Origin of the sequence: Natrarchaeobaculum sulfurireducens (assembly GCF_003430825.1) — an archaeon.
GTDB lineage: Archaea > Halobacteriota > Halobacteria > Halobacteriales > Natrialbaceae > Natrarchaeobaculum > Natrarchaeobaculum sulfurireducens.
In genome coordinates this window covers 1,336,093-1,360,073 of record NZ_CP024047.1, presented here as the reverse complement: position 1 = coordinate 1,360,073, position 23,981 = coordinate 1,336,093, and the positions used below count along the sequence as shown (strand labels likewise).

Here is a 23,981-nt window from a genome sequence, read left to right as displayed (position 1 = left end):
AACGTGATGGGACGGTCGGCCTCGCTGTCGCATGGATCGCACATATCAGTTACCCCCGGCGATCTCGCGAACAGTGGATTCGACCTCCGCACCACAGACGATACACGTAGGTGAGCGCCCAGTACTGTCGGCCAGTACGTACGAGTCGGCGGTCGGACAGAGCCCGGACACGTAGGGCCTGTCAGGCATGATGAACACCGTCCTCGACAATGAGGTCCTCGAGGTCGTCCTGGTCAGCGCCGTTCTCTTCGTCGGCGAGCCCGTCGGTGAACGTCTCCACCTCGTCACGAAAGAGACGGAAGAACTCGCGCGTACTCTCTTCAGAGCGGACCTGTGAGTGTTGCTTGGTGATCGAGGCAACCATCGACTCGAAGATCTGGTCCTCGTCCTCGAGGACTTCGATGCCGTCGGAGAGCCGCCGGTAGGCGAGCATCTTCTGGAAGCCGCGCGTGTTGACGACGGCTTGAATCTCCTCGTCGGAGAGTTCGTCGACGTCGATCACGTAACCTCACCTCCGTCGGTCGCGGCCACCTGAAGCCCGCACGCATCTGCGCGTCGACGGATACTCTCCTCGAGCATCGCTTTCGCTTCTGGCGTCAGTGTGTAGCTGTTCGTCCGACCGTCGAGTTCGTCGCGCTCGAGCAAGCCATCGGCTTCCAGGGCGTCGAGGTTCTGGTACAGTCGGCCGTTGAGCACTTTGCTGTACCCTTGCTCGAGATGGTTCTTGATCGCGAGCCCGTAGGTCTCTTCACCATCACGTTCGAGCTGAGCGATGGCCTCCAAGACGTCGCGCTTGAAGCCAGTGAGTTCGGCCCACGAGGTCCCGCCGTCGGCGATGAGTTCGGGTTCCGCTTCGTACTCGGTCACCAGCTCGTCTGCACAGTCGTGACAGACGTACCCGTCGGGAGTGATGACTTCCTTTAGCCCGTTGCACTCCGGTGTGTCGCAGGTGTAGAGGTGGGCGTCTCTCATTCGGACTCACCTCCCTCACCGTCGTCGATCGGCCGGAAGTTCTGCTGGGTCAACTCCGGGACCGGGACGTGTCCGTCACGTTCGTAGCCTGCGGCCTCGAGCACCTCCTCGATCTCGTCAACGTCCTGTTCGTCGGCGTCACTCTCGATGAGGAAGTGACCACGCCCGTCGTCGTACTGAGCGATGCTGTCCGGGTCGGCGTCCGGAATCGACTCGACGGCTTCCTCGAGTGCGTCGTCGACCATATCAGGCCATCTCCTCGAGCCCGCGGACGATCAGGTGGTCTTTGATCGAGGTGGTGATCTCCTCGAGCGGCCGGTGTCGCTCACCGTGCATCGCGTCGAGAACGTTGATAACTTCGGCGAGCGCGGCGTTCTGAAATCGCAACTCGTCGGCGATCGTCTCGAGTGCCTGGGCTTGCCGTTCTGCAGGCGTCGTGCCACCGTCCGTCCGGACGCGTGCACAGTTCTCGCAGATGGGATCGTTCCGAAGTGCGTCGTGGCCGTCGGCTCGAGCGCCGCAGGCGCAGCGAGCGTCAGAACTATTCGTTGGCGATGCTTCTTGCCGTGCGTGGGGTCTCGACCCCACAGAGCTTCGGTAATTCATTGCGATTATACGAAGCCACCTTCTGGGCGGCGCTGCAACGCCGCCCGATCTCACATACCAACAAGAGTCATCTTCATCCGAGTTGGCAACTTCGCGTTACCACCTCTATGCTATTGGAACATCAATGTTCCGAAGAAGTATTATTATACCACTGACGCACTCATATGATATTAGTGTCGTTTAGATTCTCTCAGCAAATCAGTAGGAGTATGCGCTACTCAGGAGACTGGATGTCACTCGTGGATGATCGGATTTTAGAATACATCTGCGAGAACGATTCGGGGTCTCCGAAGAAGATGAAAGACGAGGGTAGGATTCGTTACTCCCGGCAGCACATTGCCCGTAGGTGCCGAAAACTTGCAGAAAAGGGATTACTCACACATCTCGGAAATGGCGTATACATAATTACAGACGAAGGGGAAGCTTACCTCAAAGGCGAACTCGATACAGAAACGTGGACTCGTGTCGAGCAGAACGGGAATAGTTCAGCAACTGGGAATGCGTCTAATTCAACGTAGGTGGTTTAACGTGAAGCAACGTCGGTCAGCGACTTGGATGGAACAGCTTGATGATCGCATCCTCGAACATCTCAACGAAGAGCCGTGGTCGTCGGTGTCAGTGATGAACTCGAGACCAGAGTTTCGGGCTTCGAAAGCTCGAATTCGCGAGCGATGTCAGATGCTCGCTTCTGCTGGGTTGATCGCCCCGATCCACCACGACATGTACGAGATCACGACATGGGGAATGCTGTACTTGAAAGGCGAGATCGACGCGGCGCACCAACCGTGGCCGTCAGCTCGCGCACTTCGCGGTTGAGAACAATTGTTTCACAGTCGTTACGTATACGAAGGAAGGCTGAGGGTTATGTCCAGAACTCCCAGCTCTTTTGGACGCCAACTACTCCATCTGAGATGCTTCTGAGGAGCCGTTGAAGCTCGGGAACAGTCATGTTCTCAGCTGCATCAAGGCGACCAGGTGCGTGCTTTTTGACCAAGATCAACAACTGCTTTCGATTGTTGCTGATGACCTCTATTTCGCCGTTGATTTCGTAGAACGGCACGTTGCGGTTTTTTTCACCATTTATATAGTCCTCCTTCAAGAGTTCCTTTGACTCCTTGAGGACGTAGCCATGGCTGTAATCAATCGCATTTGCGATTCGGCTTGCTGGTTGCGGTTCTCCGATTTGTTCTAAGTGCTCGATTATGAGCTTTCGAACGTCTTTCATTTCTTTAGCTGGACCATGACTCTAAGACCAAGGGTAAACTATATGACTAGCGACTGAGTATATACAGTCGCAAGTTAGTTTACCCCGGCCCGTGGAGGCCCCGACCTCCGTCGTGGTCTTGGGGTGCTTGTCCCCTGTGGAGCACCGGCCTGTGTGGGAGCTGGTTGGGTGCTGCACAGGTCTGGGCATTCTTTCTTTGAATGGTGATTTTCTCCTACTCTGGTAAGATCGTAGTGGAACCACACACATAAATATACGTCCGAACTAATGCAAACGCAATCCAAAAACCGATGACGAGTAACGCAAACGGGTCAGATGATCGTTACCGCGGTGCACTAACACCCAAAGATAAGGAGTTTTTATTAGAAAATCCCAGAGAAACCGGCGATTCTAGCAAAGACCGAAACACACGCTATCGGATTCGTCGTCGGCTAGCGGAGTCAGTACGCGATTTGGCACTCATTCCATACCACCTACATCACAGTGACCGTGAGCAACTTTTTAAAGAGCTGTACGATGATGATTCAGACTATATTACGGATCTGATGGTGTTGGTGTATTTAGGAAACAATGACTTGGATGGTTCCTTTTCTGTGGAAGCCAACCCGACTGAGGCTTTTGAAGACCTCGTAAAGGCATCAATTGAGGAGGCTGAGCTATCCAAAGGGAACATTCCGACAGTGTCAGTTAATATCGAGGTTGAAACCGAAACAGCAAGTGCTAACGACGTAATTGAGCGTGTGTTAAAGGGGGAAGGTACGAGGGGAGATCTTCTATATTTAGACGCGAAAGGGGCAATGGAACCCCTTATGGAGAAAATTGCAGAAAACGAGACCAATGTAGTTGTTCAGGGATCTTCTAGTGAAGACCCATTGGAAATTTCGACACTTGACGCACAACTTTATCTTACGAAAAATAATTAAAACAGATCGTCCAGTTCGTCTAATTTTGACTGGTTGGAGTTCCCGTCAAATTCGCGTTTTGCAGATTTCATGTTGTTAAGGACTTTTGAGCCGACTCCTTTCTTCTTGTAGATGTGATCTTTAACTCTATGCTCATTTATCACCGTGTGTAGCCGCCTCGCCTCAATTCCTTGTTGTTCCCCGTTCAAGATGGATGATAATCTGTAGTTATCACTTGGTCTTCCTAAAATACGGTCGGCATCCAATCCCGTTTCAAGGGGCAACTTCCTACGTAATTCCTTATCATATTCATAGGACTGGTACGTGTATTCGTCTTTGTGGAAAACACGGAAAGATGGACCTCCCTCGTTAATTTTCTCATAGAGATGCGGAGGTAATTTACCGCCGACGTGTTTGTCACCTAACACATCAAGTCCGAATCCGAACGTCATGAAGTCTGCCGCTGGCGTATAGTTCTTTCCACCAGTATTTCGTCCGCGGTGTGCATTAAGAGAGTAGAGCAAAACATCTTCTTGGAGATCTTCAACCGAAACCCGTCGCATAAGTGGCGTCACCATGTCAGTCAATTGTTTTTCTGCAGTTACTTTTCGCCCATCAAAGTCAAAGTAGAAAGCACGAACTCCTTTATCAAAATATAAATCGATTATATGTGATGTGAATACCGGTGGCAGAGTTGGGATAACACCCATTATGGGCTTTCCATTCATTTGATCCGCATATTCAAGATAGCTTTTAAGGTTCTTCATGTACCTTTGAAAATTCTTAGAGGCAGTTCCTACATTATCTTCTTTTATAGCTGACTGAAGGGCCGGCATTCGAGGCACTGTCAGAATATCTGACGTAGAATATATGAGATCAGATAAATATTCTAGATGTTCTTTTGGTGCTGCTTTTGTTGTTTTGTATTCCGCAAATACAGCGTTAATCTCTCCGTTCTTCGCATTATTCAATCCAGATCCAATACTCCGACTAAATTCAGAGTCAAATGAACTCCTAGCCCTCTGAATCTTCTTATCGTCTACCTGGAAATATACCTCGTTGAAACCGCGTGCCTCAGTCAAAATACTTTCATTATTATATATTTTCTTTATTGGAATTGCCTTGGTTGGGGTAGTTATCTTTTTGCCACCAATTGAAACTTGTTTTGTCGTAAATAGAGTATCGTCATCAATATTTTCCACACGGATTTTCATGCCAGACACGTTAGATATATATTATATATCGTTGATGTATAAGCGTTTCCCATAGGGCTGCATTCATATTGTTTAAGTCAAAATAGAGCAAGAATAGAGATAATGAATCAGTTCGAACCGTCTCCCTACCAATCGGAAATTACAGTTGACGATCTGAACAATGCAGAGAGATTCCTCCTTCTATTACTGGGTGCTGATAACGGTTCACAAGTCCCTGGAAACTTGTGGCTCCAGAAGGAAATGTTCCTAATATCGCGTGAATTTGAACCTCTTTCTGAATACCTCTCTTATAAGCCTCATCTCCAGGGACCATACAGCGATACTCTCAGTGACATTCTTGACAACCTACAATATATGGGTTTAGCACGGAAAGATCGGAGAGATATTCGCCTTACTGGTGATGGCGCTCAATTAGCAGCGGAATTAAAAAGGCAAGCGGATGAGGACCTTGTTAGCTTAGTAGAATCTATAAAGAAGAAGAATAATGATTTGTCGAAAGATGAATTACTGGCATTCATTTATTATTCTTACCCAGAGATGACAAATGGTTCTCTTGAGATGGATGATATCGAAAAACAGCGTGACGAATTAGCTGTTAGCCTCTATAATAAGGACCGGATTGGTGTCAATCGTGCAGCAGATATTGCTGGCATGCCTGTTGACGAATTTGAAAAGTCACTCTAGTCATATTGTAAATCAAAAGAACAAGCTAGTCATCAACGTATTCAATAAAGTCTTCAGCTAACTCAACGCAAAACGTAGCGTCGTTCATTGCTCTCTCCCCATCATCTATATCAAAGATCACAGAGGGCTCTGCATTCAGTTCTGGGGCACCATATTTTGCAAGTTCATAGAACTTTTCCCAAAGTTGAGTTAGAAAAATGGCTCGAACTATTTCTTCTCTTCTTGGGAATTCATTTGGAATCCTATTGTTAAATCCTTGTGTGTTGTGCGACCCAAACCCTATTGCATGAGAATAGTCAAAATCTTGGCCCACCGCTTTAAACATTGACTTTACGGACAATTCAATCGTCATTTGACAATCTATTATGATATTTTGAATATGCCCTTCAATATCAACAGATCTCGTTTCTCTCTTCCCTAAGACAACATAGTTCCTATATTCTTCCGGTATTTCTTTAATTTGATTGCCGACAACAAGATCGTCCGTTCTTTGATCAATTGCACCGACAATTTCTTCTTTCTCTACATTTGATGTTCTGTCATGTACTGATTCCAACCTACGTTTTGCTTCTTTTAGTTGAGCTCTCGCGTACGAGGCTCCATCACCATCAGGGTTCATTCTTAATCCATACCCAGTGTTGTTTGCACTTATTTGTTACTTATACAACCGTTGATCACTAAGAGATGTATCAGTCAATACAATACGAATGTTGAATCGAAAAACAATGTGGGCCTATGCCTATTCAAACTCGTAACAGTGCCTGACGACCATACAGACTATCTCAGCAATTGCCTCAGCCCGCATTCGTTTGTGCTTCCTATTGGTCTCAAGCGGTTAAACTCCTGATTCCCAAATCGCCACTTCCCAGTGGTCTGATTGATGTGGTATCGCGCTGAACGTAGCAAACCCAATAAATTCTCCATCAGAATTAAAAAGACGATAGCGTATCAAAAAGACTGATTTAACTCCCTCTATTGACGAACGATCCAATTCGCCATCAAATGTGTTTTCCAATTTCTCTTCAAATTCATCTAGTGTGAATTGTGAGTCTTCTTCTCTTTCCCAGTTGTCCACCTTTTTAAAATTTGAATTGTTTTCTAAGTATAGCTCGATCGCTTCGTGAGGGGTTTCAGAGTACAGCTCATTTGACATACTCAAGCTTGGTCCCTCATCTGTAATAATAATTCGGCTAATGCTACACCGCTTTCAGAAGCGGCTTGGCTGTCACTCATGTGCGTCTAAAAGGATAGAGTCCGCTAATGTCGAAAAGTCGGACGTGAACCGCCTCGATCGCCTCGTCCAACCCCTCCGAAACACTGACTATCCACCGGGTTGCCGTCCGCCTTGCTCGCAACCCGGACATGAATCTCCAACAGCACGCCAACCGCGACGACATGAAGGTCTGGCTCAGCCAGTCCGAAGTAGCACAGTTGCTCGAGGTCGCCCAAGACACTCAACAGCGACTCGCCTTCTCGCTCGGTGCCCGCTGCGGGCTCCGCTCTCACGAAGTGCTCGACGTCTCACCGGAGGACGTCGTCAACACCGACGCTGGGACCGTCCTCCGTGTCTGGCACGGGAAAGGCGACCAGTTCCGCGAGACGCCCGTCCCGCGTGACTTAGCAACGACCATCCGCACGGTGGCCGACGTCCGCGACGCGCCAGCGAGTACGCCGCTGCTCGAGATCTCGACGACGCGCTCGTTGCGGCGGTGGCTCGCGGCGGCCGCTGACGAGCTGGCCGACGAGACGAACGACGACGGCTGGCGCTACCTGGGCTTTCACGATCTCCGGCGCACCTGGGCAACCGCGCTGGCAGCAGCCGACGTCGATCCGCTCCTGGTGATCGACTGGGGTGGCTGGAACGATTTAGAGACCTTCCTCGAGCACTACAGAGGAACCTACTCGCCGGAGGCACAGCAACGAGAACGCGAAAAGGTCGCCTGGTTAGGCTAATTCGACCTGCTCGATTCGCTTGATCGTCCATTCACCGTCGTCGGTTTGTTGGACGTAGAAGTGCTGTTCGTCGACCAACTCACCGTTTTCATCAACCAGTCCCTCGCTTCGGAGTTCGTCTTTTGGCAGCGTCACGCCGAAACTGTGCTGATCGAGTTGTCTGAGCTTGTTTACTGCCATATCCGGCGGGCAACCCGACTAGTGATAAAGGTTGTGACAGTGGTTTCATCTACAAACCTTGGTTCCGGCGGTTTCCGGTATATCTAGCTTTTGGGTAGATAACTTACTAACGTAGCATGGCACACAATAGTGCAGTTCGCATGGGCGTGACCGCCCTGCTGGCGCTTGCAACGATTCTCTGGCTGCCGTACGCTCTGGCAGACTGGACGCTGTTCGACACACTCGGGACCGAGTTGGGCGTGATGGTCGCGACACTGCTGTTCATCGCGGGCGTCTACGACCTTGCCGAGTCGGCCAATGTCGTCGATTACCCAGGAGCGTAGCCCGTAGCCACCTAATTTCACCATTTCAATGACACACGTTGATAACACACAGATTGTCGAATCGGACTGGGAACAACTCGCTGTACGCCTTACGGTCGGCGCGGCCGCCGGTATCCTTCTGGTCGGACTCATGGCCGTCATGATGGTCGGTGTCGGCGCGGCGACCGAAGAACAGTTCGCAGATAACGTAACTCTCGAGAGTGAGGACGATTCCCTCGAGCTCGAGGTAACGTTCAACGACTCAATTGACGACGAGAACGCAACGGCTGAGGTACTGTTCTACGACGCTGACGAGTACGACGACGGTGAGCCGGTCGAAAACAACTCGCTCGACGCGGACGCGGGCCAGACGCTTGTGACTACCTTCGACTGGTCGGACTACGACGACCTGGAGAACGGCGACGAGCACACCGTCGTTGTCGAAGGTGACGACGACGCGATTGAGTCGGTCGAGCGCATAGATGATAGACTGATCGGCGGTGGCGTCGGCGGGGCTGACTCGGTGCCCGGCTTTGGTGTCGTCGTCGCGATCGCGGCGCTGGCCACCGCCGGAATGCTGGCCGCACGGAGTAACTAACCATGACTGATTCTGATAGTTCGACGGACGATAGCAGTTGCTCGAGGCGCGGATACCTCAAGCGGATCGGGGCGTCGGCTGGCGCCGTCGGCGCGATCGGTGCGGGGGCGTCCGCTACCGACAACGGACCAGTAGGGAACGCGGAGGCGGTCGCTCCCATAGTCGTCGCAGGAGGGGCGGCAGCAGCCGGGACCGCGGCGGGAGGTGCGGCGGGCTATGCCCTTGCAGAGTATCGGTCGTCGGAGCCTAACATTGATTCGACCAGTGTAACAGAAGACAGAATCTACCAAGCGGTTAGCTCCGCACACGAGGCTGGTAGCTCGTTCATCGACGAAGCAGAGAGGGAGTTCTTAGACGCTTCTGAAACGCCGTTCGAGCGGACTGCATGGAGTAACATCAGCACGAGAACGGCAGGAGACGCAGCGGAGGGCGAAGAAACCGGAACCACGATGGCTGACGCTCAACGAGAGTTGAACGAAACTGTCACCACGAGCATGACGAACCTCGTTGAGAGTTGGAATACGTTCATCAACTCCATTATCGAGGAGATCGTCTTAGATTCGGAAGAGACCGGGTCTCTTGACATTTCGGTGTGGGAGCGTTACGTGCGTAACGCGAGTGGACCACACAGCGACAGTGAGGGTGGCACTCCGCAGCCTGTCAAGCCGGAGGACGTAGACGACGAATGGGTGCCTATCGAAGCATCACAGCCCGATGGTGAAGACGGCTATATCGTCTATATGGTGCCTGTAGAGACGCCAGTAGACGCCAGCGAGTTAAACGGACGGGACGATGATCTCTACGTCGCCGCAGTGATGAGAAACGACGAGCACTGGCACCACCCATTCGAAGAGTGGGCACCCGTCGAACGTCCGGGTAGTTTCGATATGACCGGGACCTTCGACCGTCGAGAGGTTCGGTTCCGAATCCAACACAGCGATTGGGACACCATCGACCCGCTGGGCCACTGGAAGAAAATGCGGGATGTGCATGAGCAAATCGAAGACGACTACGACGAGATAAACGGGAAACTTGACGACTACGTGGACACGGTTCACGACGGCATAGAGACGGGAGCCGTCGACCCGGACGATCTGATCTCGTCCAGTGATATCGCGACTCAGTTCGCCGACTCCAGCGAACAGAGCCGATTCGAGGCAGAACTGCTCGCTATTGGTGCGAACGTCCCTGATGAGAGTGGCTATACTGCTCTCGTCAAACACTCAGAATTAGGCGCAGAACCCGTCTGGGGCAGGCTATACCCGCAGTTCGAAGACGGTGAGACGATGCAGGTTGCTCCCGGTGTAGAGTTAGGAGAAGATGACTACCGAATGGCGTACTTCGGTTATCTTGAAGAGGACGAAGACGGCTATGAGACGGTCGTTTTACCCGGTGACGAGCCGCTGAAGATCAAAGAAGTAGACGGGTTGGAGAGTGTAGATGCCGACCTTGACTATTCTACCGTAGAAGCGGGCGAAGACGGGCGAGTGACCGTCTACGAAGGGGACGACCCGCCGGAGCAAATTGAGGAAAAGGACGACGCTTACGGCGTAATGATCGAAGGCGAGGACAACGAAACGTGGGTTTCGCTCGCCGATCTCGAGCTTGCCGAAGCCGACGACGACGAAGACGACGACGAAGACGACGACAGCCAAGAGTACGACGTCTATTACGTCGAAGAGACAGAACTCGAAGAGGGCGAAAAAATCGAGAGCATGGAGATAGTGCCCTCGGTCAACTACACACAGCACATTGATTCCGTTGCTGACCCAACAGAGATTGATACGGATGAAACGCTTGAGCAAATCGACGCACTCCGGGACCAGACCGAAGAACTCGAGGAAGCGTTAGGCGACGCTGGCGGCAGCAGCGGTGGCGACGGTGGCGGCGGGATCGACGACACATTAGTTTTCGGCGGGCTGGCTGCGCTGGTCCTTTCGACGCTGGCAGCGGTGTTCATGGGTGATTCGTGAATGGCACTGCCAGTGTTCTACGCGATCCGGGCGATGCTCCCGGTGCTGGTCACCGTCGGGTTCTTCGGCGGGCTGCTGATGCTCGCGATCGGCGGCGGCGCGATCGACCCCATGCAGATGCTCGAGGACCTGCTACGCTCGCTAATCGGATTCTAACGCGCTGAGACCCATGTTTTCAGACTACAACTCACCAACGACACTGCCGAACTTACCAACGAAGCGCCTCGCGCTACTCCTGGCCGTCGCGATCGTCGCGATCGTCGCAGCCTCGAGCGGCGTAGTGGTCGCCGAAGGGAACGAATCGAATAACGAGAGCACGGTTATCCACGAGTTCGCCGAGTCAGACCTGAAGCTTACCAACGTGGAGTTTGACGACGACACCGCTTACGTCACAGTCGCGGTGGACGGGAACGGAATGGAGTCTGTCGCTGTCTCTGACGCCGGGTTCAGTGGACAGGGACAGTTCGCGATGACGACGACTACCGTGACGGGTGAGGAAACGATCGAGATAGCCCTACGCGGCGACGAAGCCGTTTCAGTGACGACTACGCAGGACGGCTACCAGTACCAGGGTGACGTAGGCATTCTGACGATCTTGCAGAGTCAGCCAACAGTCCAGATCGTGCAGTGGGCGGTGGTCTCCGGCGCGATCGGCCCGGTGTTCGCGCTGGCGATCGTCGTCACGTCGCTCCGGCGGCAGCACGAAAACACGTACAAGGAACTCACTTCGGAGGAACGGATTAAGGTCGAAACGGACCCGGTCGACGGATTCGTTGACAAGGTAAAGCGATTCGTCGCGGAAAACAAGACGCTGATAATCGGTTTTGCGCTGCTGATGGCCTACTTCATGGCCTGGTGGTTCGGTCGGGCACCCGGACCTATCGAGTTCTGGTCGTCGCTGTCGGACGCTATGGGCGTGATCATCGTCGGTGCGTTCGTGGCGTTCGTGTTGATGCTCGTCCCGGTCTACGTGCTCGCTGCGCGGCTCTGGTCGCCAGATAAAGAGTTCGTCCTGTCGGCCGACGCTCGCGACGTGATCGAAGAGGCGTTAGGCGCTAACGGCGGGCTCGCCGAGATGGTCGAAGCGATTCAAGACGGCGGCGACCTCGAGCACGGCGACGATCGTGACGACCTGGGCGGCGGCAACTACGGCGTGGCGATCTATTCCGGTTCGCCGGATCGAATCGCGGAGATGGAGGTCGACGGCGCCGCTACGGACACCTCGGCTCCAGGCGGGCGTCTCCATGTCGTCGAAGCGTTCGACCCGTCATCGAACGAGGCTCGAGGGACGTGGCCTGGACTCGCCGACGATTTCGAGCTCATCTCTGAGCGGTCGAAGATCGACGGCAACCGAGAGATTCTGCGCGACGAGAGCAACATGCTCCGCTCGATCCTCTCGGCGATGCCCGCGATCTCGATCGCGAGCGACACCGGCTCCGCTCGAGCGGTGGACAAAGAGCTTCGCCACATCATGACCGTCGACGAGAACCCGGTCGACGGTATCCTGGCCCGCGCTGCCAACGGAACCCGATTTGAAGGATTCTATGGCGGTGACGACGGCGAAGAGATTGAATACCAGGACCCGGAGGAACAGGACGACGAACAATCCGAGAAACAAGACGCAGACTCATGAGCAGTGGATACGACGCCGCAGACCTTGCGGATAAGATTCGAGAGGGAGACGTCAACGCGAACATCGACGCCGTGCTCAGTGACTCGAAGTCAGTCGGGAACCTGATGCTGGCCGCAGAGCGGGCCGGCCTCGAGGACGACACATCCCCACTCTTGCACGGACTAAGCCGGACCAGTGAGACGGATATGTTACGCAAGGCCCGGCAAAAGGGACACGTAGCGTCGATGAACGCCGCGACAGGCCTATCCGAGCAGCGGGTCGATGCGACCGGCTATACACGACTTGTCAACGCCTGCAAGCCAGCAGCCCAGCAAATCCTACTGAAAGGCCCGAAGGGGTCCGGGAAGACGGTGTTCGGGATCAATCTCGTGCAGGAACTCTGGCGGGAGTTTGACGAAGACCTCGCGGTCGCGACGAACGTCCGCGGACCGGACGAGCACGAAGACGTGACCTACGTCGACACCGTGAGCGGTCTCCTTGAGTGGGTTCGGGACACCCCCGGCGAGAAGGTGGCACTGATGGACGAGTGGTCCACCGAGATGAACGCCCACGCGAATCCTGGCGGTCAGGTCCGCCAGACAGTCAGTCGGTTTATCAACGCGCTCAGGAAGGGGCAGGGCGGCTCTACGAGGCTGATTATCGTCGGCCACGAGCACGACACCGACATTGCGGCGATTCTTCGTACGCAAAGCGATGTGGTGATCACGAAGGACGGGAAGGCATCGGAGGGAATGGCCGATCTTGCGACGGTTTACGAGGGCTGGCAGTCTTACGTGAAAGACGAGCACTGGTTCAAGGTGCGAGGGCTGTTCGACGTCCCGTCGTCGTCCGTATGGGGCGCTGATACCAACTACTTCGCGACATTCGATGTCGACTTAGACAGCCCCCACCAGCAAATTCAGAAGGGAAAGCTCATCGAAAACTGGGAAGACTATCAGAAGGACGCTGGAGACGGCGGAGACGACAGCGAGAGGCAGATCAAGTGTCGCGGGAAGAAGAGCGACGGAAGCGACTGCAACGCCCTCACAAAGCACGAAAGCGGCTTTTGTAGCTACCACCGCGATCAGTGGGACGGCGACACCGACCCCCGGTTCGAGGATCAGGAGGACTGACCGATGGCGACGATCATCACTCGATACATCAACGGCTCTGGACCGTACGCCTACCGCGTCACCTACGGTGACGGCCAGCACCACTGGGAGTACCTCGGTCCCACCGGCACGGTCGATCCGGAGGACCTTGCGAACGACGAGGTCGCACAGCTTCGTGAGGAGGGCTTCGGACTCGCCCGCTTCCGCGACACGAGCCGCCACGAGTTCGCAGACCGTGACGTCGCAAACGCGATTCGCGACCAGATCGGTGAGGACGAGCTGGCCCCGAGCGACGATCGACGATCGGCAGTGATCGTCCTCGCCGAAGATGCAAGCTTATCAACGGAAACACTGGTGTCCGGAAAAGCAGCCGACTCGAGGGCGTCCGCGTCGGGATCGGGACAGACACCGCTCACGGACGCCGAGCGCAACCGGCTCGACTTCTCGAGGACGAACGTGATGCACGCCAGGAGCGCAAAAGCGGCGCTCCAGGCCGAAGGCATCGACGACTGGCTCTCGATCTACGACTACCGCCTCGAGCCGGAGGAACACGTGTCGTTAGCCGACGCGAACCGCGAGTCTATTCGTGGCGATCGCCTCGACGAGGACGATACCGACGCGGCGGAAGACGAGCTGATCGCCGAGATTGAACGCGGCGAGAGTGAGGCAGCGCGACGGGCTCGAAAAGCCTGTGAGGACGGCCACGAGGAAGCCTGCGAAGAACTGCGGCGGATGGGATGGAGTGACAAGGACGTCCGCGAACTCGAGCAGTATACCGACGCCCAGGACTTCGCTCGAGTCGTGGCAGACGAGAAAGTAGCAGCTGTAAATTGACTCGTTGATAACATCCCTGGTGCCGGCCCTCCCGCGTGCGCGCGTAGCCCCCACCGGGTGGGGGGAGGGGGTCAGGTATCGATCGCCGAGTTCGATCCGGGTTATTCGTCTCCTTTTCTGGTCACAGTCACCGAGGTCTCGACGTCGAAGGTTACCGCTCGAGTCGAGAGTGTCTCGGCGATCTCCTGGCGCTGGGCCTTGGTGAGATCGTCACGCTCGAGGACGGCTCGCGCTGCTCGGACCAGGTGGTCGACGTCTTCGCAGGCGAACGCGACGGCGTTCGATCGGTTGCAGTCGTAGAACCGTGCGGCCTTCTCGATCGCGTCGTAGCGCCATTCGTTGCCCTGGCCGGTGCGAATCCGGACCGAGCCGGGCGTCTGGTTGCGAGCCATGCTTGTGAACACGAGCCGCTATTCCTAGATTTTTGCGGTGACGCACTGGCGTCTCAGTTATAAGGGGCAGTGTCGGGTCGGGTGTGATCGACCCGGCTGGCGAGCTGATCGCCACGGCGACCGCCGCGATATGAACACGGCTGTCTCGGGCTCGTGTTCATATTCGGGAAACCGATGTTCGCGACGTGTGAGTCCTGGGAGGTGGCGGGAGTTAGTAAACGATGAGCAGCTATATTTTATGGTAAATTCTGAACCGGTGAGAGATACCTCCCGTCTGGATCGTCGTATCGTTCTTCCCCAAGGAAAGTCCATGAAACCCTGGGATTGAGGTATGCAACGATTTCCTCTTTTCTTCTTGAATTCACTTCTTCTATTCTTGTTGACGTAGAGCTTTCATTTTCACCAAGCGTGAATTCGATAATGATCGCGGCAGTTTTGCCAGAACTCCGTAGTAGCTGGTCAACTCTAATGTCTACTCCGCCGTCTTGTCTAAGTTCCACGTCAATGTCTGAATGCGGCGCTTCATTTCCATAGGGAACGATATTGAACTCAATTATCTCCTTCTCAAACGACAGGAACAAAGAAACGTCTTCAGCAGATTCATCACCAGTGTTTGCGATTGTGAGAGAATAATCTGCTCCATCATTAATGGTATCTTCAACTACAACTACATTCATTTCAGGGTTTCTGCCAAGTGGACTATCACCAATGAGTCGTGCGAGAGGACGACGAAATACATCCAGAGTTGTACCTAAGAACCATCCTGCTATGATCCCACCGAGCGCCGAGAGGGTATGCGTAATCATTGATCTTCGAGTCGATTTTGTCATTTGATCAACTTCGCTTGACAATCACATCTAGCACAGATTATAAAGTATGTATTGGTAACCCACCAAACCACCGTTTCGTGTGGATCAAGTGGAGGTTCGCGAAGGCGGGGGTGGGGCGCCGTAATTTTTTGGCTCTGTCCCCTTGGGGACACCCGCCAAGGGGGCGTTCGCGCGCAGCGCGAATCGACCCCGCAGGCCCCCCGGCGCGATCGCGCCGGAGCCCCCGGCCTCGAGCCGGTGACTACAACCAGAGTTGGACAGTTACAGCTATAGTACAACCTGAGTTGCTGAAAAGAAGGGTCTGAAGAGTGTTGCCACTATCGAGGCCGGTTCAGCGGTCGGCGACAGCGCCGACGAATCCGACCTCGGTCCCGCCACCAGGTGTCCGCCAGGTGAGCTGGGCTTGCCGGAGTACCGACGGATCGTTACCCGACTTGCGCCACTTCTCGAGCGCCTCGGCGGCGATTCGCTGGACGTTCTCGAAGCTGCTGGACTTCAGTCGCGAGAGAATCGTCTCCATCCGTACGTGCTCCGGGTTGCCGTCCTGGTCGTAGTCGATCTCGGCACCGTTCTCTGCGAGCCACTTCTGGAACGGCGAGGACTCGGCGATGTGGTCGGCCAGTCCCATCACGTGTTGAATCCGGTCGGCCAAACTGTCGATCGCGTACTCGGCTGAGTCGACGAGCGCACGGAGTTCCTCGCGATACTTCCGAACCCGGAACGACACCTGGCCCTGCTCGAGCTCGAGAATCTCGTCCAGATCTTTGATCGCTCGGTAGATCGTCGCCGGATGCTTGCCCAGGTCGTCGGCGAGATCGTCGACGGTGGCCCCGCCGTCGGTCGCGACCGTCTCGGTGACGTCGCGGGCCGTCTCGCCCATATCCCGAAGCGTCGTGATCAACAGGTGGTCCGTCTTCGCCTCGAGGCGCGGCGTCGGATCTTCGTACAGTTCGACGGGTGATTCACGGGAAACGGCGTCAAAGTGATCGTCCGGAATGTAGACGCCGGTTCCGTCGGGTGCGAGCGGGACGTCGTTCCAGTGCAGCGCATTCAGAAGCGTCTCCTCGATCTGTTCGGTGACGTCGTGACGATCGTCCCACGCCCACGCCTCGCGGTCGTTCATCTTCTTGTTCACCAGGACCTCCACCTTCGGGTGGTAGGAGGGGTGATCTTTGTCGACCGCATCCGGATCGGCCAGCTGATAGATCTCGAACTTCCGCCCATAGGTGTGATCGGGGAGTAACTGCCGGACCGACGCCGGGTCGAGAACGAGCCGGTTCTGATGGTTGATAACTTCCCTGTTGTCGATCTTCAGCTCGGCTTTGACGCCCTCCAGGTCGGAGAGAAAGTGCGTGATCTTCTGGAGGACACCGTTCGACGAGAGCTTTCGACCCCAGTCCCGACTGATACGGACGTACCGTTCGTACGCCCACATCGTGCTTGCCTCGTGCGGTCTCGAGCGGAAATAGTGAGAGTGAATCCCTTCACCAGCGTGCTCGAAGATCGCAGTATAAAACTCGGGCAGCAGCTCGAGGCCGCGGTCGGGCTCGATGTTGCTCGTGTGGTATTCGACGTCAACGCCGTCGACTTCGCCGACTTGGTTTTCCCACGGCAGCCGTAACGGCTCGCCGGTTTCGTAGTGACACATTCCGGGAAACCGCGGCGAGATGTTGAACGACGCTTTCTTCTCACCGCGCCCACGGCCCACAATGTCCCACTCGTACAGCCGCTCGGCGTTGATCCCATCCGACAGCCGCGGCGCGATTCCCGACTTGCTGTACCGCACCTCGAGTCGCCAGGGCTCGCCGCCGACCTCGGTGCTCAGTTCTACGTACCCCTCGAACGGCGGCCCCAACATGATCGACGAAAGCGCGTCGTAGGGACCGCGGCCCCAGTCGGGCCACTTCCAGCGCCCCTCGATCTCGTGGGCCGTCGTCGCGACCTGGCTCATCGCAACCCCTCCCGCTCGGCGAAGCAGTCCGGACAGAGGGGAATCTCGCTCTGTCGACGGCATTTCACCTCGTAGCCGACGTACGAGCAGCCGACGCACTTCGACCAAACCGGGTCAACCTCGCCCTCGAGGTCGTCGTCGTTGTCAACGTCCGACGATTCCTGTGGATCGAGGCCGAAGGCGGTCAGGTCGACCATCAGGCACCTCCAGACGCGAAGTCGGCCAGCGTAGGGTCCCCCTCTTCGTCGTCACTCGTCTCCTCGACGGGGATCGTCGTCGGATCGGGATGGTGGACGACGTCGACGTCGTCGAGCTGAGCAACAACCGCGTTCGCGAGTAGGCGGCGGTGACACCAACGGGCGTCTTTCTCCCAGCAGATCAGCCAGACGTCTCGCTGACGGGCTCGATCGACCAGTTCTGCGAGGACTGCCTGCTGTCCCGGTCCCTCGAGGTGCTCGAGGTAGCGCCGTTCGTAGCTGACCGAGTTCCACGCGATCGCGGCGGGGTTCGGCTCGCTATTTTCTTCGGCGGCCTCTTCGACGGTCTTGTAGGCGTTCAGCAGGTCCTCGGGAGGTGCAATGGCCGGAATGTTCCGGTCGGTCACCCGCTCGACGAACTCCTTCGGATAGCGAACGACGCCGAAGACGTCGGCACCCTCGCTCGGCTCGTACTGACCAACCCCGCCGAAGTATGTCGTATGGACTGTCACGGCCGCCCACCTCCTACGGAGTCGACAATCTTCGGATCGATCACGTGCGACCAGGTGAGCTTCGCGACCTCGGATTCCGAGCGCGAGCCGCCGACGTCGTACCACTTCCCGCGAAGCAACTCGTCGACGATCGAAGCCGGGACGAGCGCACGGGCCAACTGGGGAAGCCCCGGCCGTGGAACGTAGACGACGAACAGGTACATCCCGGCCGCCTCGAGCAGCCGCTCGTGGGCGGCGCGCTTGACGTAGAAGCGTCCGCGGGTCGAACGGGAGCCGTTACTCGTGCGGATCTGACAGCCCTTGATCTCGACTGGCGTGTCCGGTTCAACGACGACGATGCTGTAGAACGGCAGCCACTCGCTCGGCTCGAGGAGCGTCGTCGTCTTCGCATCATGCCAGGTGGCTGTTCGGTCACCGACGTACTCCAGGGCGTCGACCGCCTGGACAACGTCGGCCTCGAGGGCGTCCCCGCTGGCTTTCGAACTCTCGAGTTCCGACGCTCGAGAACTCATAGCGGACCACCTCGAGCGCGACGAACCTCTCGAGCGCAGGTCGGGCACAGTCGGCTCGTGGGCGACGTCGGCTCGTCACACCGGTCACAGTCGGCAGATTCGACGAGCCGAGTCATCGGTCATCTCCTCCGTTGGCCACCGCCAGAAGCGTCTCCTGGCGCGTGTCATCATCCACGAATCCGGGTGTGCAGTCCGGATCGAAGTTCATCACCAGCCGTTCGGTGTTTCGTTGGCTCCAGCCACCCTGACCGGCCCGCATCGTCCCGCGAGCCGATCGCTCAACGACGTAGTAGTCTCCCTCGAGCGATTCAGGGAGATCGGTGTAGGAGACGATCCAGTCGCCCTCGGTCGACTCGAGTATGTCGGTGAATTGGGCATGGTCAAACGCATCCTCGTGGGAATAGAGGTCGTCGCCGACGTCGACATACGGTGGATCGAAGTAGTAGCACGTGTCTGCAGCGTCAGTCCGGTCAACCAGGTCGGCGTAGTCGCGGTTCGCGACCTGGACATCCCGAAGCCGATCCGCGACCAGGCGGAGTTTGTCAACCCGTTTCTGGTAAGTGCGCGCGTGATTCCGGGCCTGCGAGAGTCTGAAGCCACTGAAACACGTGTATTTCTGCGCGAACTGTGTGTTACGGAGATAGAACCATCGCCCGGCCCGCTCAACGTCGTCGTCGGGCCGATAGCCCGCGAAATACTGGTGAGCGTACTTCCGGTGAAGATCTCGTCTGAAGGGTGTGGCCTTTAGCCAGTCGAGTAGCTCGGTTTCACGATCACGGAGGACCTGATAGAAGTGAACGATATCGCTATCCCGATCGTTGACAACCTCGACAGTGCTGGCCGGCTTCTGTAGGAGAACGGCCGCGCTGCCGCCGAACGGCTCCACGTAACAGTGGTGGTCCGGTAAGTGGTTGATGATCCAGCCAGCCAGCTGTCCTTTCGAGCCGGGGTACGGGAACGCACCGGCCCGGTCGAGGGTGTCCGCGACGGGTCCGCCATCGGTCCGAACCTCGCGGTCTGTCGGCTCGCCACAGAACGGACAGTAGTTCACAGCAGCGGAGATCGTCTTCCCACAGTCTCCACAGGTCTGCTCGTAGCTCACGCCCGATCACCTCGCGTTTCGACGGCCTCGCGAACTTCGGCGTCCGTCGCCTGGTGGGCTGGGTGGGTGATGGGCGTCCTGCTCGAGACGTCGTACAGTTCGCTTGCAGGCACGAACAGCGCCTCACGCATCGGCCTCACCTCCGTGGCGACCCTCGGACGTCTCCGGGTCCGGAATTGGGACCTCGAGTCCGGCAGCAGAGCCCCGGCTCAGACGGGCGTAGGTGTCACACTCTCCGCAGCGATGGGCACGGTCACGATCGTCACCGAAGACGCGAGCGAACTGGTTCGTAACGTGGCCTCCACAATGAAGACAGGTCGATTGATCGACCGGCCTCCAGGGCGTGGAACTCACGCGAACCACCCCTGGCTCGAGGACTGTCGGCTATCGGATGTGAAAACGTGTCGGGAACGGAATAAATGCGTCTCCGTCCCTTTTATTTCAGATGGGGTCGGAGGGATTTGAACCCCCGATCGACTGATATCTCCGGTGCGCCTCGGAACTCCAGAGGGTCATCACACGGACACTGATCAGGTGTCCGATCAGTATATCAGTCTGGAGTGTCGTCCCGGGCGCGGGACCTCTGGAGTCAGTCGCCATCCCTGGCTTGGCCACGACCCCTCGAGTCTTCGTTAGTGGATGTGCCCTAAAGCGGTTTCGATTCGGGTTACAGCCAGGGGGCGCGGCCATCGGTTTCGGTCGAATCGTGACCTCGAGTCGACGAGCCGTCGGCGGAGTCGGACTCGTCATCAGTTTCGGGTCTCGAGGCGACCCAGCCACCGAAGATCGTCTCGGAGTCGCGCTCGGAGCTGTCGATGATCGGCCCCAGCTCGCGGACGCCGAGACTCGACTCGTCAGGGTCGTCGTCTTCCTCGCTCGAGTCTCGGTCGAAGCCGACGGGGACGTCGATCGCGAAGATGGCGGCGACGACGAGTGCGGCCAGCGGAGCCTGCCCGAAGGCCATCCCGAGCAACGACAGTGGGAGGAGTCCGAGCGCAACAGCGCTACCGAAGCGGAAGCGATCGATGTCCATGTACTCGCGCAGATACGGGCCTCCGAGCGCGACGACGAGGGCGAACGCGACGCCGACGACGGCAGCGAGGGTGGCGTTGGCGACGAGTGCGGGATCGTCCATCACCATGAACGCCGCCCCGTTTGGATCGATGCTGGCGACGAGTCCAAGGCTGATGATTACTGCGGGGCTCGGAAGATACTCGCCGATGGTGGCACTGGCGGTCTTGGCTGCGATGGCGGCGATTACCAGCGCGGCGAACCGCTCGAAGATGGCGATGTCGAGGACGCTGCCAATCGCCGGGGCGAGTGCCGCCTGGACGGCCGCCAGCAGTATTAACGGAATCCCGACGAGCAACACGATCGTAGCTTGCTCCCGCGGCGTGCCCGTCATTTCCGCGAGGATTACCGCGACCGTTGCGCTGCCGCCGAAGATCAGGAGCCCGATCTGTACGGCCCCCAGTGGATCATCGAGCGCGCCGGCAAGGATCAACGCCGGGAAGACGCCGTCGATCAGCGGTAGCATCATCACCAGCGCAAGCAGTCGCGCATCACCACCTACAAATCGCTCGAGGCGGAGGGCAACCGGGTGTTGAGACGTGCTCATCGCTTACCGACGATGGCCGTGACCCGAGGCCGGTGGGGAATAGGGTGGACGATCTCGTACCGACTGGGGAGAGCCGTGGGCGTCCCAGCCATTCGTCCGATTAGGGCCTCGTGCTGTGAGTTTGCGTGTGAATTTCCCGAAATTAAAGGTGGAGGCAGCGATAACACTCGTCTGGCCACCGATTCGGGACGCGCTGGAACTCACAGCGTGCATACCTTACTGCACGCCAGCACTATCAATAAACGTTGTGTGAGACGCCATTCCACGATCGGTTGGCTGAGCGACAGTATCGTTCAGATGCACGCACCGGTGTACGGATTTGCGAGACGAATAGACAATCTTGGAACCGTTCTCAGACTGGCATCAGTCGGCCGTCCGTGCTGGCAATAGCGTCCAATCAAACTGTGGGGTGTCTCGAGGTCCTGACCTGATACCGGAAAATCGCAGACTATTCAAACACCAGTCGCCTACGACCAAATGCGTGCGAGGGTAGCCAAGCGGCCAACGGCGGCGGACTCAAGATCCGCTCGTGTAGACGTTCGTGGGTTCGATTCCCTCCCCTCGCATCGCAGTGAGGCGCAAACCGCGCCAAACGAGATGCAGAAGGTCCTACGCGGGATCTTCCCTCGCAAAGCTTTTGAAGCCTGTCAGACCGACAGCCAAACGGCCGTCCATACATTCGAGGAGTAGGTTCAGATACCGCTCGTCACGACGACTCTCGAGGACTCTCTTCGGTGGCGAACGTGAACCGGGCACCACCGAGGTCGCCGGATTCGACAGAGACCGACCAACCGTGTGCCTCGGCGACGGTTTCGACGATCGAGAGACCGAGCCCGGTGCCGCTGCCGCCAGTGTATCCCTCGCGGAAGACGGCGTCACGGTTTTCGGGCGGGATCCCGGGACCGTCGTCCTCGACGGCGAACCCGTCGGCGATCCCTTCGACGCGGACGGTCACCGGCGGTGCCTCGGATCCCGTCTCGCTAACTGCCGCGGTGTCTCGCTGTGTCGACCCGTGCTCGATGGCGTTTCGAAACAGGTTCTCGAAGAGCTGCCTGAGCCGCCCAGGATCGCACTCGAGAGAATCGAGGTGTCGAGTCTCGAGCGTTGCCTCGCCGGTTTCGACGCCGTCCCAGGCAGTGGTGACGAGTTCCTCGAGCTGGATCTGCTGGAGGTCGTCGAGGGTGGCACCGTCTTGGGCGAGTGCTAGGAGATCGTCGATCATCGTCTCCATCCGCTCGGCGGACGCGAGCACCTCGTCGATGTGCTCGGTGTCGCCGGTTTCTGCGATGAGTTCTGCATATCCCGTGAGGACGTTTAACGGATTTCGGAGGTCGTGGCTGACCACCGCAGAAAACTGCTCGAGTCGCTCGTTCTGTCGGGCGAGTTCGCGCCGGCGCTCCTCGCGCTCGAGCGTATAGCCGACGAGTTCGCCAAGCGTTTTCAGCTGTTGTTGTAACGACCGCGGCCAGGATCGTTTCGTCTCCTGTTCGATCGCTAATACACCCACGAGCTCCCACTCGACGACGATGGGCACCGCAAGCAGCGACTCGAGGTTACGATCGCTAAGATAGGGGTGGGCCCTGGCGTCGGCGTCGGAATCCGACCAGTTCTCGCCTGGAAGAACGGAGCCAACGAACTCGTCGGGGACGTCTACCTCGAGTGACGACGCCGATTTCGGCGGGACGGCGACCGGGTCGAACGACTGGATCGCCAACTCGAATCCCGGAAACGAGTCGGTGGCCACCTTGCTAGGTCCCAGTGATCGACGCTCGCCGTCGCTCCAGCAGTGAGTTGGCTCGAGTATATCGTCGTGGTAGTCGAAGACAAGACAGCGGTCTGCGTCGAGCCGTCGGCCGATGAGTTTCAGTGCCCACTCGATCTCGACATCGATCTCGTCCGGGGCAGCAGACATCAACAGCCGGGCGATGTCGAGGACCGTCGCCCTGACATCCGAGATAGACCGTTCGTACTGCTCGTCGAGCCGTGATCGGAGCCGCTCGAGCGCTCGGTTCGAAGGAGACGTCTCGGTATCGGATCTCGAGACGGCTGTGGCGTTGTCCACCTCGAGCAGCCCCTCCAGTACGCAAGCGTCGGGCGTGTGGCCGAAGAGGATCACCGGTAGATCCGACCAGACGGTACGGACCTGCTCGAGGAACTGTAGGCCGTCGCTGGCAGCGAGTGTTCCGGCGACCACCACGCAGTCGACGCGTGGATCGGTCGAGTCCGCGGCCTCGGCGAGGGACTCAGCGGTCGTCACTGGATACGTCGGGGTGAGTTCGTCCCTGACTCGACATCTGACGTCGTTATCTGCGTCGACGTACAGCACGTGAAACGACCGTTTCCGAGCTGAATCGACGGAGTCGAGGGTTCGGTGGTCGCCTGATCCGCTCTCGCCGTTCATTTCGGTCCCCCGGAGATGAGCCCGAAGGTGTGCGAAGCCACTGGGGTCCACTCGAGTGGCGTCAGCTCACGTGAGCCTCCTGTCTGTATCCCTTGGTGACCCCTTGCTTCCGGCCGACTTTGGGGGTCGACTGGATGGCTCGACCGGCAGCCGGTACCAGTAGCTAGCCGTCCGAAACCCATCTTGCCGTGTCCTCGAGGCGACATGTTCACGCACATAGGAGGAGGTTCGATTGACGTTCGAAATGGCTGGCCGTTTAGGTATAAAGATACCGGCAGAGCTAGCGTTTCAGAGCCGGA

31 protein-coding genes and 2 tRNA genes are annotated in these 23,981 nt (G+C 57.1%); 12 read left to right on the top strand and 21 right to left on the bottom strand.

Features of this window, described 5'->3' with window-relative positions:
• Nucleotides 1–181: 181 nt before the first annotated feature.
• Genes AArc1_RS07895 through AArc1_RS07880 form a run of 4 tightly spaced genes read right to left on the bottom strand, consistent with a single transcriptional unit; the run spans nucleotide 182 to nucleotide 1,560 of the window.
• Nucleotides 182–502: a hypothetical protein gene (locus AArc1_RS07895; RefSeq protein WP_117363852.1), complete on the bottom strand. Its 321-nt coding sequence runs from the start codon at nucleotides 500–502 to the stop codon at nucleotides 182–184.
• On the bottom strand, nucleotides 499–972 hold the full coding sequence (locus tag AArc1_RS07890) for a PadR family transcriptional regulator (RefSeq protein ID WP_117363851.1): 474 nt from the start codon (nucleotides 970–972) through the stop codon (nucleotides 499–501). The genes AArc1_RS07895 and AArc1_RS07890 overlap by 4 nt, the downstream gene beginning before the upstream one ends.
• Complete coding sequence (locus tag AArc1_RS07885) at nucleotides 969–1,217, bottom strand: hypothetical protein (RefSeq protein ID WP_117363850.1); 249 nt, start codon at nucleotides 1,215–1,217, stop codon at nucleotides 969–971. Before AArc1_RS07885 ends, AArc1_RS07890 begins: the two co-directional genes overlap by 4 nt.
• 1 nt (nucleotide 1,218) lies before the next feature.
• Nucleotides 1,219–1,560 (bottom strand): hypothetical protein, encoded by a 342-nt coding sequence (locus AArc1_RS07880; RefSeq protein WP_117363849.1) that lies wholly within the window; start codon nucleotides 1,558–1,560, stop codon nucleotides 1,219–1,221.
• A gap of 227 nt (nucleotides 1,561–1,787) precedes the next feature.
• Between AArc1_RS07880 and AArc1_RS07875 the strand changes: the two genes are divergently transcribed.
• Nucleotides 1,788–2,096 carry a MarR family transcriptional regulator gene (locus AArc1_RS07875; RefSeq protein ID WP_117365822.1) on the top strand — a complete coding sequence of 103 codons (309 nt, stop codon included), beginning with the start codon at nucleotides 1,788–1,790 and terminating at the stop codon, nucleotides 2,094–2,096.
• Nucleotides 2,097–2,440: 344 nt separating this feature from the next.
• Here the strand turns inward: AArc1_RS07875 and AArc1_RS07865 are convergent, their stop codons facing one another.
• Nucleotides 2,441–2,803: a hypothetical protein gene (locus tag AArc1_RS07865; protein ID WP_117363847.1), complete on the bottom strand. Its 363-nt coding sequence runs from the start codon at nucleotides 2,801–2,803 to the stop codon at nucleotides 2,441–2,443.
• A gap of 452 nt (nucleotides 2,804–3,255) precedes the next feature.
• Here AArc1_RS07865 and AArc1_RS07860 point away from each other — a divergent pair, with 452 nt between their 5' ends.
• A complete protein-coding gene (locus AArc1_RS07860) occupies nucleotides 3,256–3,726 on the top strand; it encodes a hypothetical protein (RefSeq protein ID WP_133412338.1) in 471 nt (156 codons plus the stop codon).
• Here the strand turns inward: AArc1_RS07860 and AArc1_RS07855 are convergent.
• Nucleotides 3,723–4,907, bottom strand: a complete 1,185-nt coding sequence (locus AArc1_RS07855; protein WP_133412337.1) for a hypothetical protein — start codon at nucleotides 4,905–4,907, stop codon at nucleotides 3,723–3,725. The two genes, AArc1_RS07860 and AArc1_RS07855, sit on opposite strands and share 4 nt — an antisense overlap.
• 114 nt (nucleotides 4,908–5,021) lie before the next feature.
• Between AArc1_RS07855 and AArc1_RS07850 the strand changes: the two genes are divergently transcribed.
• The gene (locus AArc1_RS07850; RefSeq protein WP_117363844.1) at nucleotides 5,022–5,603 is read left to right on the top strand and encodes a hypothetical protein; all 582 of its coding nucleotides are present in this window, start codon (nucleotides 5,022–5,024) and stop codon (nucleotides 5,601–5,603) included.
• Between the two features lie 25 nt (nucleotides 5,604–5,628).
• On the opposite strand, the gene AArc1_RS18470 is transcribed toward AArc1_RS07850, so the two are convergent.
• Entirely contained in the window at nucleotides 5,629–6,222 is a 594-nt protein-coding gene (locus AArc1_RS18470) for a hypothetical protein (RefSeq protein WP_133412336.1), read from the bottom strand.
• A gap of 216 nt (nucleotides 6,223–6,438) precedes the next feature.
• The gene (locus tag AArc1_RS18465; protein ID WP_133412335.1) at nucleotides 6,439–6,756 is read right to left on the bottom strand and encodes a hypothetical protein; all 318 of its coding nucleotides are present in this window, start codon (nucleotides 6,754–6,756) and stop codon (nucleotides 6,439–6,441) included.
• Between the two features lie 209 nt (nucleotides 6,757–6,965).
• Between AArc1_RS18465 and AArc1_RS07845 the strand changes: the two genes are divergently transcribed.
• Entirely contained in the window at nucleotides 6,966–7,556 is a 591-nt protein-coding gene (locus AArc1_RS07845; protein WP_117363843.1) for a site-specific integrase, read from the top strand.
• Here AArc1_RS07845 and AArc1_RS07840 read toward each other — a convergent pair.
• Nucleotides 7,548–7,736: a hypothetical protein gene (locus AArc1_RS07840; protein WP_117363842.1), complete on the bottom strand. Its 189-nt coding sequence runs from the start codon at nucleotides 7,734–7,736 to the stop codon at nucleotides 7,548–7,550. The genes AArc1_RS07845 and AArc1_RS07840 overlap by 9 nt on opposite strands.
• Nucleotides 7,737–7,852: 116 nt before the next feature.
• Here AArc1_RS07840 and AArc1_RS07835 point away from each other — a divergent pair, with 116 nt between their 5' ends.
• The 7 genes from AArc1_RS07835 to AArc1_RS07810 are packed head-to-tail and all read left to right on the top strand — an operon-like array spanning nucleotide 7,853 to nucleotide 14,167.
• Nucleotides 7,853–8,059: a hypothetical protein gene (locus tag AArc1_RS07835; RefSeq protein WP_117363841.1), complete on the top strand. Its 207-nt coding sequence runs from the start codon at nucleotides 7,853–7,855 to the stop codon at nucleotides 8,057–8,059.
• Nucleotides 8,060–8,087: 28 nt separating this feature from the next.
• Nucleotides 8,088–8,636 (top strand): PGF-CTERM sorting domain-containing protein, encoded by a 549-nt coding sequence (locus AArc1_RS07830; RefSeq protein WP_117363840.1) that lies wholly within the window; start codon nucleotides 8,088–8,090, stop codon nucleotides 8,634–8,636.
• A gap of 2 nt (nucleotides 8,637–8,638) precedes the next feature.
• Entirely contained in the window at nucleotides 8,639–10,609 is a 1,971-nt protein-coding gene (locus AArc1_RS07825) for a hypothetical protein (RefSeq protein ID WP_133412334.1), read from the top strand.
• Nucleotides 10,610–10,765, top strand: coding sequence for a hypothetical protein (locus AArc1_RS18695; RefSeq protein ID WP_154670851.1), 156 nt, complete (start codon nucleotides 10,610–10,612; stop codon nucleotides 10,763–10,765).
• A gap of 13 nt (nucleotides 10,766–10,778) precedes the next feature.
• On the top strand, nucleotides 10,779–12,242 hold the full coding sequence (locus tag AArc1_RS07820) for a hypothetical protein (RefSeq protein WP_117363838.1): 1,464 nt from the start codon (nucleotides 10,779–10,781) through the stop codon (nucleotides 12,240–12,242).
• Nucleotides 12,239–13,354, top strand: coding sequence for a hypothetical protein (locus AArc1_RS07815; protein WP_117363837.1), 1,116 nt, complete (start codon nucleotides 12,239–12,241; stop codon nucleotides 13,352–13,354). Before AArc1_RS07820 ends, AArc1_RS07815 begins: the two co-directional genes overlap by 4 nt.
• A gap of 3 nt (nucleotides 13,355–13,357) precedes the next feature.
• The gene (locus tag AArc1_RS07810; RefSeq protein WP_117363836.1) at nucleotides 13,358–14,167 is read left to right on the top strand and encodes a hypothetical protein; all 810 of its coding nucleotides are present in this window, start codon (nucleotides 13,358–13,360) and stop codon (nucleotides 14,165–14,167) included.
• A 101-nt stretch (nucleotides 14,168–14,268) separates the two neighbouring features.
• On the opposite strand, the gene AArc1_RS07805 is transcribed toward AArc1_RS07810, so the two are convergent.
• The 11 genes from AArc1_RS07805 to AArc1_RS07765 all read right to left on the bottom strand — a co-directional run bounded on the left by AArc1_RS07805 (nucleotide 14,269) and on the right by AArc1_RS07765 (nucleotide 21,281).
• Nucleotides 14,269–14,559: a DUF7692 domain-containing protein gene (locus AArc1_RS07805; protein ID WP_117363835.1), complete on the bottom strand. Its 291-nt coding sequence runs from the start codon at nucleotides 14,557–14,559 to the stop codon at nucleotides 14,269–14,271.
• A 236-nt stretch (nucleotides 14,560–14,795) separates the two neighbouring features.
• A complete protein-coding gene (locus AArc1_RS18460; RefSeq protein ID WP_133412333.1) occupies nucleotides 14,796–15,365 on the bottom strand; it encodes a hypothetical protein in 570 nt (189 codons plus the stop codon).
• Between the two features lie 355 nt (nucleotides 15,366–15,720).
• Nucleotides 15,721–17,340, bottom strand: a complete 1,620-nt coding sequence (locus AArc1_RS07795) for a DUF7845 domain-containing protein (protein WP_117363833.1) — start codon at nucleotides 17,338–17,340, stop codon at nucleotides 15,721–15,723.
• Nucleotides 17,337–17,537, bottom strand: a complete 201-nt coding sequence (locus AArc1_RS07790) for a hypothetical protein (protein ID WP_117363832.1) — start codon at nucleotides 17,535–17,537, stop codon at nucleotides 17,337–17,339. The genes AArc1_RS07795 and AArc1_RS07790 overlap by 4 nt, the downstream gene beginning before the upstream one ends.
• Nucleotides 17,537–18,049, bottom strand: a complete 513-nt coding sequence (locus AArc1_RS07785; protein ID WP_117363831.1) for a DUF488 family protein, N3 subclade — start codon at nucleotides 18,047–18,049, stop codon at nucleotides 17,537–17,539. Before AArc1_RS07785 ends, AArc1_RS07790 begins: the two co-directional genes overlap by 1 nt.
• Nucleotides 18,046–18,561: a hypothetical protein gene (locus AArc1_RS07780; protein WP_117363830.1), complete on the bottom strand. Its 516-nt coding sequence runs from the start codon at nucleotides 18,559–18,561 to the stop codon at nucleotides 18,046–18,048. Before AArc1_RS07780 ends, AArc1_RS07785 begins: the two co-directional genes overlap by 4 nt.
• A gap of 112 nt (nucleotides 18,562–18,673) precedes the next feature.
• On the bottom strand, nucleotides 18,674–19,663 hold the full coding sequence (locus AArc1_RS07775) for a DNA adenine methylase (RefSeq protein WP_228442408.1): 990 nt from the start codon (nucleotides 19,661–19,663) through the stop codon (nucleotides 18,674–18,676).
• Entirely contained in the window at nucleotides 19,660–19,794 is a 135-nt protein-coding gene (locus AArc1_RS19495) for a hypothetical protein (protein WP_267130097.1), read from the bottom strand. The genes AArc1_RS07775 and AArc1_RS19495 overlap by 4 nt, the downstream gene beginning before the upstream one ends.
• Complete coding sequence (locus tag AArc1_RS19325; RefSeq protein WP_117363829.1) at nucleotides 19,787–20,026, bottom strand: DUF7563 family protein; 240 nt, start codon at nucleotides 20,024–20,026, stop codon at nucleotides 19,787–19,789. Before AArc1_RS19325 ends, AArc1_RS19495 begins: the two co-directional genes overlap by 8 nt.
• Before the next feature lie 83 nt (nucleotides 20,027–20,109).
• A tRNA-Trp gene (locus tag AArc1_RS18690) sits at nucleotides 20,110–20,284 on the bottom strand.
• A 46-nt stretch (nucleotides 20,285–20,330) separates the two neighbouring features.
• Nucleotides 20,331–21,281, bottom strand: coding sequence for a DUF5794 domain-containing protein (locus AArc1_RS07765; RefSeq protein WP_117363828.1), 951 nt, complete (start codon nucleotides 21,279–21,281; stop codon nucleotides 20,331–20,333).
• A 483-nt stretch (nucleotides 21,282–21,764) separates the two neighbouring features.
• On the opposite strand from AArc1_RS07765, the gene AArc1_RS07760 reads away from it, so the two are divergent.
• Nucleotides 21,765–21,847 (top strand) — tRNA-Leu (locus tag AArc1_RS07760).
• 140 nt (nucleotides 21,848–21,987) lie between these two features.
• Here the strand turns inward: AArc1_RS07760 and AArc1_RS07755 are convergent.
• Nucleotides 21,988–23,682, bottom strand: a complete 1,695-nt coding sequence (locus tag AArc1_RS07755; protein WP_117363827.1) for an ATP-binding protein — start codon at nucleotides 23,680–23,682, stop codon at nucleotides 21,988–21,990.
• Between the last annotated feature and the right edge of the window lie 299 nt (nucleotides 23,683–23,981).